Below are 13,152 nucleotides of genomic sequence, written 5' to 3' on the forward strand. Positions count from 1 at the left end.
AAGGAGAGCCGCCTTGCAGACCCCCAGAGCCGTCCCCGCCACCGGCACACCACCCCAGGACGACACCACGACCGGGCCACCGCGCCCGCGCGGCCTGCGGCACAACACCCGCTGGCTGATGGTCTTCCTCTGCTTCCTGGGCATGACCGTCAACTACGTGGACCGCGCCACCATCTCCATCTCCCTGCCCTATATGACCGATGACCTGCACATCGGCCCCGAATGGCAGGGCGTCATCCTCAGCATGTTCTTCGTGACCTACGCACTGGGCCAACTGCCCGCCGGAGCGCTGATCGACCGCTACGGCGAGAAGCGCATGTTCGCCATCGGCGGGCTGATCTGGTCCGTGGTCACCGTGGGCACCGGATTCGTCCGGGGCATCGGCAGCCTGCTCTTCGCCCGCCTCGCCCTCGGCGCGGGCGAGGCCCCGGCATACCCCTCGTGCGCCAAGTCCGTCTCCCGCTGGTTCCCGGTCCGCGAACGGGCGCTGGCCAACAGCGTCTGGGACAACGGCGCCCGCGCCGGCACCGCGGTCGCCGCCCCCGTCGTGACCGCGCTGATCGCCTGGCAGGGCTGGCGGATGGCGTTCTGGGTCACCGGCGCCGTGGCCCTGCTATGGGTCGCGCTGTGGCTCAAGGCGTACCGCGAACCCTCCGCCCGCGGCGGGCTCAGCGCCGAGGAGCGCGCCTACGTCACGGCGGGCGGCGCCCGGCTCGAGGCGCACCCCGCCGAGCAGAGCCCCGCCGGAGACACGGCACCGCAGGAGCCCGCCGTCCGCTGGCGCGACCTGTTCCGCCACCGCACCGTCTGGGGCATGATGATCGGCTTCTTCTGCCTCAACTACGTCATCTACTTCTTCATCACCTGGTTCCCCAGCTACCTCGTCGACGCCCGCGGCTTCGACCTGCTCAAACTGGGCTTCTACGGCGCCCTGCCCGGCATCGTCGCCATCGGCGGCAGCCTGCTCGGCGGCTGGACCAGCGACACCCTGCTGCGCCGCGGCTGGTCGGTGAGCCGGGCCCGCAAGACCTGTCTGGTCTGCGGGATGCTCTTCTCCTCGGTCATCGCCTTCGCCGTACTCGTCCCCAGCGCCATGTGGGCCCTGGCCCTGCTGTCCGTCAGCTACGCGAGCCTGGCCTTCTCCGCCGCCTCGGTGGCCAGCCTGCCCGCCGACGTGGCGCCCACCCCGCGCCATGTCGCCTCGCTCGGCGGCATCCAGAACTTCGCCTCCAACCTGGCCGGAGTGCTCGGCTCGACCACCACCGGCCTGCTGCTGGGCTTCTTCAACCACTCCTTCGTCGCACCCCTGATGCTCTCCGGCGCGCTGTGCATCGTCGGCGCCCTCACCTACGGCCTGGTCATCAAGCGCGTCGAACCGCTGCGGCTGACCACCGCCTGAGCCCCCCTTCACCTCTTCGCGCACCAGGAGAACCACCCGATGAACGACGCCACCGCCGCGATCCTGCACGGCCCGAAGGATGTGCGCATCGAACGGCACCCGATTCCCCGACCCGCCCCCGGCGAGGTCCTCGTGGAGACCGGCGCGGTCGGGCTGTGCGGCTCCGATCTGCACTACTACGCCCACGGCGAGAACGGCCCCAATGTGCTCCGCTCCCCCACCGCACTCGGCCACGAGGCGGCCGGAACGGTCCTGGGGGACGGCGGCCCGCTGCCCGCGGGCACCCGGGTCGCGATCGAGCCCGCCATCCCGTGCGGACGCTGCCACGCCTGCCGCGCGGGCCGCTACAACCAATGCCCCCACGGCCACTGCTTCGGCTCCCCGCCCACCGACGGCGCCCTGACCGGACACCTCACCGTGCCCGCGGAGTTCGCCCATCCGCTCCCCGGCGACCTCCCCCTCGGCTCCGGAGCGCTCATCGAACCCCTCGCGGTCGCCCTGCACGCCGTACGCCGCGGCAATGTCGCCGCCGGGGACCGGGTGCTGGTCACCGGCGCAGGCCCGATCGGCCTGCTGGTCCTCCAGGCCGCCCGCGCGGTGGGCGCGGGCGAGACCGTGGTGACCGACATCAACCCCGGCCGGCTGGCCCACGCCCACCGCCTGGGCGCCGACCGGACCCTGGACACCTCCCGCGAACCCCTCCCCCAGGAGCCGCTGTTCGACATCGCACTCGACTGCTCAGGCATCGAGGCCGCCCTGACCGCCGCCGCCCACGCGGTACGCCCCGGCGGCACCCTGGTCGCCGTCGGCAACCCGCCCCGGCCCCGGACCACCCTGCCGCTGGCCTGGATGCAACGCCAGGAGCTCAGCCTGGTCACCGCCTTCCGCTACGCCGGGGAGTTCCCCGCGGCGGTCTCCCTGGCCGCCGCCGGGCGGGTCGACCTGGAGTCACTGATCACCGCCCGCTTCCCCCTGGAACGTTCCGCGGACGCCTTCCGGACGGCGCTCTGCGACCCCGCACAGCTCAAGGTCGTCATCGAGCCCTGAGCGGTCGCGGGACGGAGCAGGCCGGTCGTGGGCCCCGGCGGCAGAGCGGTCGCCGCTCGGGCGGTACGGCGGCCGCGGCCTGACGGCGCCCCATCCGTCCCACCCGCCACAATGGGGATCATGTCCCGACGTACCCGACGCCCGCGGCCGACCAGCCCCACCCCGGCATCCTGCCCCTGCGGGCTGCCCGCGGCCTATGCCGACTGCTGCGGACGGCTGCACCGCGGCCAGACCCGAGCGACCACCGCCGAGCAGCTGATGCGCTCGCGCTACAGCGCCTTCGCCGTCGGGGACGAGGCGTATCTGCTGCGCACCTGGCACCCCACCACCCGGCCGCCAGGTGCCGGACTCGACCCTGCGCCGCGCTGGGTGCGCCTGGAGATCCTGGGCACCACCGAGGGCAGCGCGTTCCACACCACCGGCACCGTCGAGTTCCGCGCCCACTACACCCAGGGCGGGCGCGCGGGCTCGCTCCACGAGAACAGCCGCTTCGTACGCCACGAGGGCGACTGGGTCTATCTCGACGGTGTGACCGCCGACTGAACCCGGCCCACGGCGGCCGACCCGGCCACGGCCCACGCCGACTTGGTCATTTATTTCCCGTGTCGTCGCCGACGCCTTCTGGTGCCCGGTCAACTCCGGGACGATGCTGGGGCGCTGTGCGTGTGAACCACGCGAGTCCCCTGGCCCCATGGAGTTGCCGTGCCTCCTGTCGCGTTCGCCAGACCCCTGGCGGCCCTGGCCGCGGTGTCCGCCCTCGTACTGGGCGCCGCCGGCCAGGCCACCGCCGACAACCCTCCAGCCCCGGCGCCCGAACCCGCGCCCAGGTCGTCCTCGGAAATGCTGCGGCCCGTCGCGCCCCCGCCCGCCAGCGGCGCGACGGGCACCCGCTCCGTGGCCGACGGCGACGGGCTCCAGACCGCCCGCTCCACCCGACCGGTCGCCCCGGGCGTGCGGCTGACCTCGTACGACCGGCTCGAGTCCGACAAATGGCTGCGGGCCGACGCACTGTCGGTGGACCTGGCCGGCGGCACCAGGGTCGACTATCTCCACCCCGACAAGGTCGCCGAGCGCCGGATCGTCTCCCAACTGGCCGCCGAGCACAACCCCGGGCCGGGGCGGCGCACGGTCGCGGCGATCAACGGTGACTTCTTCGACATCAACCAGACCGGCGCCCCCGAGGGCAACGGCATCGGCGACAGCCGCCTCGTCAACTCCGCCTCCGCGGCCGGGCCCGCCCGCGCCGTCGGCATCGGCCCGGCCGACGCGGGCCGCGTACTCCAGCTCTACTTCGACGGCACCCTGACCCTCCCCGACGGCCCCCATCCGCTCGCGGCGCTCAACGCCGCCAACGTCCCGGCCGCCGGGATCGGGGCGTACACCGCCCAGTGGGGCGAGGCGGACCGCGCCCAGACCGTGGACGGCGCACGGCGCACCGCCGAGGTCACGGTCGTGGACGGCAAGGTCGCCAAGGCCGCCGCCGAGCCCGGTAAGGGCCCGATCCCGGCCGGTGCGACCGTGCTGGTCGGCCGGGACGCCGGGGCCGACGCGCTGTCCGAACTGGCCGCCGGCGACCCGGTGTCGATGGAGTACCGGCCGCGCACCGACGGCGGCGACGTGCCGCGCACGGCCGTCGGCGGCCGGGAGCTGCTGGTCGTGGACGGCAAGGCGGTCGGCCACGAGGGCGAGGGCAACAACGCCACCGCGCCGCGCACCGCGGTCGGCTTCTCCCGCGACGGCCACACCATGCAGATCCTCACCGTGGACGGGCGGCAGGCCGACAGCGGCGGGGTCACCCTCACCGAGCTGGGCCTGATGATGAAGGACGCGGGCGCCTTCAGCGCCCTCAACCTCGACGGCGGCGGCTCCTCCACGCTCGTCGCCCGTGAGCCCGGCAGCGACACCCCCCGGGTCGAGAACAGCCCGTCCGACGGCGCCGAGCGCACCGTCCCCAACGGTCTGGCCCTCACCGCCCCCGAGGGCAGCGGCCGGCTCAAGGGCTTCTGGGTGGACACCGCGATGGACCGCGCGTCCGCGCCCACCGCCGATCAGATCCGGGGCGGCCACCCCGAGCGGGTCTTCCCCGGGCTCACCCGCCGCCTCACCGCCGCCGGTTACGACGAGACGTACGGCCCCGCCGAAGGCGAGCCGCAGTGGCGGACGGACGATGAGCACATCGGCCGGGTCGGCGCCGACGGCACCTTCACCGCCCGGCACGGCGGCGACACCACCGTCACCGCCCGGCGCGGCGCCGCACACGGCGAGACCGGCCTCACCGTCCTGGACCGGCTGGACCGGATCCAGCCCACCACCCAGCTGGTCGGCCTGGCCGACGCCGGGGCCACGGGCCGGTTCGGCATCGTCGGCCTGGACGCGCACGGCACCAGCGCCCCCGTCGAACCGTCCGATGTGCGCCTCTCCTACGACCACGCGCTGTTCGACATCGCCCCGGACCCCCGGACCGGCACCTTCACCGTCAAGGCGCGCCACGACCAGGCCGCAGGGCAGGTCAGGGTCGGCGTCGGCGGCACCACCACGGTGCTCGCCGTCACCGTCGGCCTGACCGAGCGGCAGGAGGCGTCCTTCGACGACGCCGATCGCTGGACCTTCAGCCAGGCCCGCGCCTCCGGTTCCGCGGCGGCCACACCCGAAGGCCACACCGGCACCGGGCTGAAGCTGGACTACGACTTCACCCAGTCCACGGCCACCCGCGCCGCCTATGTCACCCCGCCCCAGCAGATCGAGGTGGCCGGGCAGCCGCAGTCCTTCGGCCTGTGGATCAAGGGCGATGGCAACGGGGCCTGGCCCACCCTGCACCTCAAGGACGCGGCGGGCTCCGACCAGTTGCTCCGCGGGCCCTATGTGACCTGGACCGGATGGCGACATGTCGACTTCGCCGTCCCGGCCGGGGTCGCCTATCCGCTGAAGGTCAACCGCTTCTACCTCGCCGAGACCTCCGCCACCCGCCAGTACACCGGCAGTGTGGTCATCGACGACCTCACGGCGCGGGTACCGCCCTCCGTCGATCTGCCCACGGAGAGCGTGCGCCCCGATCCGCTGATCTCCACCGCCGCCCGGACGCAGGGACGCGACTGGCGGTTCGCGGTGATGTCCGACGCACAGTTCGTCGCCCGCGACCCGGGCAGCCCGATCGTCGCCCAGGCCCGCCGCACCCTGCGGGAGATCAAGGCGGCCAAGCCCGACTTCCTGGTGATCAACGGGGACTTGGTGGACGAGGGCTCCCCCGCCGATCTGGCCTTCGCCCGCACCGTGCTGAAGGAGGAGCTGGGCGATGCGCTGCCCTGGTACTACGTGCCCGGCAACCATGAGGTGATGGGCGGCTCCATCGACAACTTCACCACCGAATTCGGCCCCGCCCACCGCACCTTCGACCACCGCGGCACCCGCTTCCTCACCCTGGACACCTCACGTCTGGGGCTGCGCGCCGGTGGCTTCGACCAGGTCAAGGAGTTGCGCGCCCAGCTGGACGCGGCCGCGAAGGACCCGGACATCGGCTCCGTCATGGTGATCGAGCATGTGCCGCCGCGCGACCCCACCCCGCAGCAGGGCAGCCGGCTGAGCGACCGCAAGGAGGCGGCGCTGCTGGAGAACTGGCTGGCCGACTTCCGCCGTACGACCGGCAAGGGCGCGGGGTTCATCGGCAGCCACGTCGGCACCTTCCACGCCTCACGGGTGGACGGCGTCCCGTATCTGATCAACGGCAACTCGGGCAAGAACCCCGCCACCCCGCCCGGCCAGGGCGGCTTCACCGGCTGGTCGATGGTCGGCGTGGACCACGTCTCGGCCGGGGAACAGGCGGCCGCGCGCCACGCCCCGTGGAAGGGCGGCCCGGACTGGGTGTCCGTACAGACCCGCGCCCATGTGGACGGGCTGACCGCCACCGCCCCGGCCGAACTGCGCACCGGGCAGACCGCCGACGTCACGGCGACCGTCTTCCAGGGCGAGGGGACCGACGCCCGCCGGGTGCCGGTCGGCTTCCCGCTGAGCGCGGACTGGAGCGGCTCGCCCAACGTCCACATCGGCGATCCGGCCGACGCCGGGCGCCGCGATGTGGCGGCGTACGACCCGGCGACCGGCAGGCTGACCGCGCTGCGCCCGGGTACGGCCATCCTCGCGGTGAGCGTGAACGGCGCCACCGCACAGGCGCGGTTCGCCGTCACGGCGGCGGCCGCGGCGCCCGCGGCCTAACCGGGCCGGTGGGGGCGGGGCGCACGAGCCGCCCCGCCCCCACCGGGCTCTGGTCGTCCGCCCCCCCCACCATGCTCGGGTCACTCGCCCCTGCCCGGCTCGGATCGCCCGCCCCCGCCCGGCTCACGCGTCCCAGACGCGGCGGACCTGTTCGAAACGGGTGGGCAGCGGAGGGCGGCGAGCGGCGTGCCGGGCGTTCGTACGGTGGACGAACCGGCGCCAGGAGAGCACAAGACCCTGCCGGGTGATGGGCAGCCCGGCGGCCACGGTCACGCCGTTGTCATGGGTGTGGTGCACCGTCAGCAGCAGCGCGTCCGGCACCGATCCCTCCAGCTCGGCGCAGAGCTCCTGGCGCACCCGCAGCCAGCGGCGCAGCACCAGCACGGTGCCGCGGTCCAGGCCGTGCCGGCGCGGGACGCGGTGCTTGCCGTGCTCGATGGTCACCCAACCCGAGTCCAGGTCGAGCGCCGACAGGGTGCAGCGCAGCAGACCGCCGTACCGCGCCCCGCTGGCCCGCGCCAGGCCCACCACCACGGCGAGCCGTACGGTCTCCGGCTTCGCGCCGTCCTCCATGGCCTGCACCGACAGCTGCCGCCAGATCCACTCCGCCTCCGCCGTCGACACCACCGGCCGCGGATAGCGGTCCCGCGCCGCTTCCTCCGCCGTCCGCGCCTGTGCCCGCGCTGCCATGTCCACCCCCTGGGAGCCTCCCGGTCAACAGTGCCGCTTGGCACACTATTTCTTCCGTCGATGCCCGCGTCAAGGGATCGGCGGCGGTACGGTCGGCCATGTGCGTCTTCTGCTGATGTCCGACACCCATCTCCCCCGGCGCGCCAAGCGGCTCCCCGATGAGCTGCTGGAGCGGCTGCCGGACGCCGACGTCGTGGTCCACGCGGGCGACTGGGTCGACCTCGCCACCCTCGATCTGCTCCAGGAGCGCTCACGGCGGCTGATCGGGGTGTACGGCAACAACGACGGGCCCGAGCTGCGGGCGCGGCTGCCGGAGGTGGCCCAGACCGAGCTGGCGGGGGTGCGGCTGGGCGTGGTGCACGAGACCGGACCGGCGCGGGGCCGGGAGGGGCGCTGCGCCGAGCGGTTCCCCGGCCTCGATGTGCTGGTGTTCGGCCACAGCCATATCCCGTGGGACTCCATGGCCGAGGGACGGCTGCGGCTGCTCAACCCCGGCTCCCCCACCGATCGGCGCCGGCAGCCGTACTGTACGTTCATGACGGCCGCGATCGAGGCCGGGCGGCTGACCGCCGTGGAGCTGCACCGGCTGCCGCCCCGCCGCTGACCGATCGCCGTTCCCCCGGGTGTGATGGCCGCGCCCGTTTCCTTCCGTATCGCTCGTCTCTCTTTTCAGCCCCGCTCTGCGACCTGTCCTTATCGGGTGCCGAGGAGTGGGTGATGACGGTGGAAAGTGGTGGACCGGCGTGGCGATGGGCGCTGGCGGCGGTGTCGGCGACCGTGTTCTGTGTCCAGTTGGACGCCTTCGCGCTGAATCTGGCCCTGCCCGGGATCGGGCGGGATCTGGGCGCGGCGGGAGGCGGCCTCCAGTGGGTGGTGAGCGGGTATCTGCTCGCGGCCGGCACGCTGATGGCGGGCGCGGGGCGGCTGGGCGATCTGTACGGCCGCCGCCGGTTGCTGACGGCGGGACTGGCGGTGTTCGGCGGTGCGTCGCTGGTGTGTGCGCTGGCCCCGTCGCTTCCGGTGCTGGTGGGCGCGCGGGTGGCGCAGGGCGCGGGCGGGGCGGTGGCCATGCCGGTCGGCCTGGCCCTGCTGACGAACGCCTGCCCGCCCGGGACGCGTGCGCGGATCATGGGGCGGGCGCTGGGCATCGGGGGCGTGGCCACCGTATGCGGGCCGTACGCCGGTGGGGTGCTCACCGAGGCCGTGTCCTGGCGGGCGGTGTTCTGGCTGAATGTGCCGGTCGCGCTGGTCGCCGTGGGGTGTGCGGCACGGGCCGGGGAGTCGCGCGACACCACCGCGCCGCCGTCCGTGGACATGACGGGGCTGGTCACGGCCACCGGCGCACTCGCGGCGCTCGCGGTCCTGGTCGACCGGGGGCAGCTGTGGGGCTGGGCCTCCGGCCGTTCTGCGACGGCCCTGGCGCTGGCCGTCGCGCTCGGGTACGTCTTCGTACGGCATGAGCGGGCGGTGGCGAATCCGCTGGTGGACCTGGCCCTGTTCGGCAACCGGCCCTTTGTGGCGCTTACGGCTGCCGGGGCCGCGGCCAATGCCGCGACCGTGGTGCTCCTGTTCGTGGTGCCCCTGGCGCTCCAGGGGCCGTGGCGGCTGTCGGCGACGGGCGCGGGTGCGGCCTTCCTGGCCCCGGCGGCGGCGATGGCGCTGGCCGGGCCGGTGGCGGGGCGGATCCGCACGGCGGACGCGGTGCGGGTGATGGCCGCGGCCCTGGTGCTGGGGGCGGCCGCGCTCGGCGCCGCCGCCATGGCGACGAGCCTGCCGGCCTTCCTCGTCGCGGTCACGGGGTGCGGGGCCGCGCTCGGGATCGCGGGCGCCCTGACGCTCATCGCGACCCAGGCGGTGGTGCGGCCCGAGCGCGCCGGGGAGGCGTCGGGAGTGACCAAGACGGTCATCACCACCGCGGCGGGGCTGGGTGTGGCCCTGTCCGGGCCCGCCGCCGAGGCACGGAGTACCGCTGCGGTCGCCGCGGCCCTGATGGCGGCCGGAGGCTGCTGTCTGGCCGGGGCCGTGCTCCTGGTTCTGACCCGGAGACGACCCGGCGGCTCCTGCGGAGGCCGCTCCCGCACTGATGGGTGTCCGGGTTGAACCTCCCATCCCGGTGGAATAAAAATTACTTAAGGTGCATTTCGGATATCGGCTCGGCGATCCGCGCCGAGCCCGGCAAGACGAGGGCGCCATGTCTTACTCCCACCACGAGAACGCCTCCGCACCGGCCCCGGCCCCGGCCTCGCCCAGATCCGCGGCACATGTGCTCCTCGCTCATGACGTCGGTCTGCTGGTCATCCGCATCGGCGTCGGGCTGGCCGTCGCCGGACGCGGCGCACAGCACCTCTTCGGCTGGTGGGGCGGTCTGGGCATCGACAAGACGGCGGTGCTGTTCGCGCAATTCGGCTATCCGGCGCCCAAGGCCATGGCCGTGATCGCCGGGCTCGTCGAGACCTTCGGCGGTCTCGCCCTCGTCGTGGGGCTGCTCACCCCGCTCGCGGGTGCGGCCGTCGCGGCCACCATGGCCAACGCCATCGCCTCCTCCACGCCGCTCGGCTACTTCGGCGGCGTGGAGTTCCCGGTGCTCATCGGCCTCGGCGCCGCAGGGCTCGCGCTGTCCGGAGCCGGCCGGATCTCCCTCGACGCGTTTCTCCCCGTGCTGCGGTCGCAGCGGCTGGTCTACGGCGTCGCCCTCCTGGTGCTGGGGGCGATCCTGGCGACGATCATGATCCTGCTCAGCAACACCTGACGGCCGTCGGGCAAGCCTTGACGGCCGTGGGCAAGCCTTGACAGCCGTGGACATGACCTGACGGCCATCGGGCAAGCCCTAACAGCCGTGGGCAAAACTGACGGCCGTGGGCATGACCCGACGGCCGTGGGCAAGACCTGACGGCCGTCCGGCGGTCAGCTGAACATGAGGGGCGTGTTCTCCGTATGACTCTGTGCGCGTCCTGTCCCGGGACGCGCGGCGCCCGCACAGGCCGCTACCGAGACCGGAGGCCCCGTCCATGAATGACCGGTTCAACCCGCCCATCCAGGCATTGCCGGATGGCGACGCCGAAGTCCGCCTGGTGCTCCAGCTGCCCTGGGAAGTGGTCGCCGCCCTGGGCCAGGAGGCCGGCCGGCTGGCGGCCCAGGCGCAGCGGCCGGTGAGCCTCGACGAGGCGGTCAGCCACCGGCTGCGCCATGGGACCCACCCCATCGGCGTCCACGCCAAGCCCGAGCGGGAACGGCACCAGCCCGCGGCCACCGCGCCCGCTACCCCACCCCCGTTGGCGGCCCGCTCCCCCGGTGAGCAGGCCCGGCAGGCGATCGAGAAGATCAACGGATCGTCGCAACCGCAGACCGGCACCGCGAACGGCGGCTCCACCGAGTCCACGGGCTCCCAGCACACCACCGGCACGCCGGAACCGACCCCGCCCGACACCCGGGGTATCCTGGAGCGCCCCACGAGGGCCACCGGAACGGTGAACGGCACGGCGACGGATACGCCGAGATAACACCACCCCGGCATGGGGAAACGGCCGGAAGGGCCGCGGATACGAGGGCGCCGTCCGGATGAGGACGGCACCCTCGTATCCGCGGCGCCCTGCACGGACACGTACGAACGAGCCATTCGCCGGGGTTGTACGCGTCTCTCGCCGAATCCGCTACGTGACCGGCTTCTCCTCGACCACGTCCTCCACACGAACGACGGCTTCATCGAACACCTCGGGCGTAACGGCCTGGACCGCCGGACTCGGCGTTCTCCTGGACGAGCCGGCCCACGCAAACACCACTCCCGACACCCCGCCTGGCGTATTACACCTGCTCAGCGATCAGGCCGACCACCGCCGCGGGAGTCGGATAGTCGTAGACGAGCGTCGATGGCAGATCAATCTCCATCGCCGCGTTCAGCCGGTTACGGAACTCGACGGCCGTGAGGGACCCGAAACCCATCTCCAGGAAATCGGCGTCCGGACCAACGTCGCCGTGCGACGTATGTCCGAGCACAACGGCCGCCTGCCTGGTGACCAGGTCCAGTAACGCCTCCCTGCGGTCTTCGACCGGGAGTCCGTCCAGCCGCTCACGGACGGAAACGACCTCATCGGCGACCGTGTCATCACCGTTCCGAGTCGTCTTCGACTCCGTATCCCGGCGCTCCCACCAGGACGCCAGTCCGGGCAACACCATGGCGAGGGCTTCTTGGTCCACGTCCAGCATGTCGGCCAACGACGCTACGTCCTCGCTCCGCACGGCCTCCCAGAAGGGCGAGTCGGCCCCACTGAGGTGGCTGGGCACTCCGGCGTCCAGCCAGTACCGCTGATGCTGAAAGGCATAGGTGGGCAGATCGACGTGCTGGCGGCGGCCAGGGAGCAGGGCCCGCCAGTCGACCTCTCCGCCGGACGCGTACAGGTGGCCGAGGGCCAGGACGGCGGACTCCGATTCCGGACGGTCCTTGCGCAGCATCGGCACGACCATGGCAGCGGTCTCGTCGCCGTCCAGGCATTCATGCACCAGGGGCGTCAGCGCCCCGTCCGGTCCCAGTTCGACGAACCGTGTCACACCCCGCTCGCGAAGGCACTTCACCCCATCGGCGAACCGCACCGTCTCCCGCACATGCGTCACCCAGTACGCAGGTGAACACAGCTCCTGCGACGCGATGTCCCCGGTCACATTGGAGACCACCGGAATCCGCGGAAGCGAGTACGCGATGCTCTCGGCAACCTGCCGGAACTCCTCCAGCATCGGCTCCATCCGCGACGAATGAAACGCATGACTCACCGGCAACCGCCGCGTCTTACGCCCCCGGCCCGCCCACTGCCCGGCAACCTCCAGAGCCGCGTCCTCATCCCCCGACACCACCGCCGAAGAGGGGCTGTTGACTGCTGCAATACTCACTCCTTCGTAGCCCTCGAGTGACTTGGCAACCTCCGCCTCCGCGGCGGCGATCGCCACCATCGCCCCACCCTCAGGCAACGCCTGCATCAAACGACCCCGCGCCGCCACCAACCGACACGCATCCGCCAGAGAAAACACCCCCGCCACATGCGCCGCGGCAACCTCACCAATCGAATGCCCCAGCAGCGCATCCGCCCGCACACCCCACGACTCCACCAACCGGAACAACGCCACCTCCACCGCAAACAACCCCGCCTGCGTAAACACCGTCCGATCCAACACCCCCTCCCCAGCGGCCAGCACCTCCCGCAACGACACCCCCAAAAGCGGATCGATCTCCGCACACACCTCATCCAACGCCTCCGCGAACACCGGATACGCATCAGCCAGCTCCAACCCCATCCCCACCCGCTGCGACCCCTGCCCCGAAAACACCAACCCCACCTTCCCCGACCCCACCCCACCAACCACCACACGCCCATCCGGATCACCCAACGCAACCGACTCAAGCCCCGCCAACAACCCCGCCCGATCCCCCGCCACCACCACCGCACGGTGCTCCAAACCCGAACGCCCCGCCATCAAGGCATGAGCCGCGTCGACCAACGACAACTCAGAACGCTCTGCCACATAGGCAGCAAGCCGGGCCGCCTGCGCCCGCAAGACCGACGCCGAACGACCCGACACCACCCACGGCACCACCGGCACATCCGCCATCGGCACGCTCACCGTTGAATCGGCCGACTCCGGCTCGGGAGCCTGCTCAAGAATCACATGCGCATTCGTCCCACTGATCCCGAACGACGACACACCCGCCCGACGCGGCCGACTCACACCCGACCAGTCACGCGCCTCGGTCAACAACCGCACATCCCCCGACGCCCAGTCCACCTGACTGGACGGCTCATCGACGTGCAACGTCCGCG

The 13,152-nt window shown here is 72.6% G+C and carries 10 protein-coding genes; 8 read left to right on the forward strand and 2 right to left on the reverse strand.

The genetic code is table 11. The features are described 5' to 3' along the window. The first annotated feature begins 13 nt into the window (after positions 1 to 13). From AB0E24_RS17790 to AB0E24_RS17805, 4 genes are all read left to right on the forward strand, one after another. On the forward strand, positions 14 to 1,399 hold the full coding sequence (locus AB0E24_RS17790) for an MFS transporter (RefSeq protein WP_079260091.1): 1,386 nt from the start codon (positions 14 to 16) through the stop codon (positions 1,397 to 1,399). Positions 1,400 to 1,438: 39 nt separating this feature from the next. After that, positions 1,439 to 2,446, forward strand: a complete 1,008-nt coding sequence (locus AB0E24_RS17795) for an NAD(P)-dependent alcohol dehydrogenase (RefSeq protein WP_359378034.1) — start codon at positions 1,439 to 1,441, stop codon at positions 2,444 to 2,446. A 120-nt stretch (positions 2,447 to 2,566) separates the two neighbouring features. Next, positions 2,567 to 2,989, forward strand: coding sequence for a YchJ family protein (locus AB0E24_RS17800; RefSeq protein WP_174883343.1), 423 nt, complete (start codon positions 2,567 to 2,569; stop codon positions 2,987 to 2,989). A 159-nt stretch (positions 2,990 to 3,148) separates the two neighbouring features. Then, a complete protein-coding gene (locus tag AB0E24_RS17805; protein ID WP_359378037.1) occupies positions 3,149 to 6,655 on the forward strand; it encodes a phosphodiester glycosidase family protein in 3,507 nt (1,168 codons plus the stop codon). Positions 6,656 to 6,778: 123 nt separating this feature from the next. On the opposite strand, the gene AB0E24_RS17810 is transcribed toward AB0E24_RS17805, so the two are convergent. After that, positions 6,779 to 7,345 carry a tyrosine-type recombinase/integrase gene (locus AB0E24_RS17810; RefSeq protein WP_100809076.1) on the reverse strand — a complete coding sequence of 189 codons (567 nt, stop codon included), beginning with the start codon at positions 7,343 to 7,345 and terminating at the stop codon, positions 6,779 to 6,781. A 100-nt stretch (positions 7,346 to 7,445) separates the two neighbouring features. Between AB0E24_RS17810 and AB0E24_RS17815 the strand changes: the two genes are divergently transcribed. The 4 genes from AB0E24_RS17815 (at position 7,446) to AB0E24_RS17830 (ending at position 10,845) form a co-directional block, all read left to right on the forward strand. After that, entirely contained in the window at positions 7,446 to 7,949 is a 504-nt protein-coding gene (locus tag AB0E24_RS17815; RefSeq protein WP_069860610.1) for a metallophosphoesterase family protein, read from the forward strand. 113 nt (positions 7,950 to 8,062) lie between these two features. After that, on the forward strand, positions 8,063 to 9,445 hold the full coding sequence (locus AB0E24_RS17820; RefSeq protein ID WP_359378041.1) for an MFS transporter: 1,383 nt from the start codon (positions 8,063 to 8,065) through the stop codon (positions 9,443 to 9,445). Between the two features lie 91 nt (positions 9,446 to 9,536). Continuing rightward, positions 9,537 to 10,094 (forward strand): DoxX family protein, encoded by a 558-nt coding sequence (locus AB0E24_RS17825; protein ID WP_099015956.1) that lies wholly within the window; start codon positions 9,537 to 9,539, stop codon positions 10,092 to 10,094. A 259-nt stretch (positions 10,095 to 10,353) separates the two neighbouring features. Then, the gene (locus AB0E24_RS17830) at positions 10,354 to 10,845 is read left to right on the forward strand and encodes a hypothetical protein (protein ID WP_359378045.1); all 492 of its coding nucleotides are present in this window, start codon (positions 10,354 to 10,356) and stop codon (positions 10,843 to 10,845) included. 301 nt (positions 10,846 to 11,146) lie between these two features. Here the strand turns inward: AB0E24_RS17830 and AB0E24_RS17835 are convergent. After that, positions 11,147 to 13,152: acyltransferase domain-containing protein (locus AB0E24_RS17835; RefSeq protein ID WP_359378048.1), on the reverse strand; the 2,006-nt coding region annotated here is incomplete at its 5' end.

The organism is Streptomyces malaysiensis subsp. malaysiensis (assembly GCF_040653035.1).
In the GTDB taxonomy this organism is placed as follows: domain Bacteria; phylum Actinomycetota; class Actinomycetes; order Streptomycetales; family Streptomycetaceae; genus Streptomyces; species Streptomyces malaysiensis.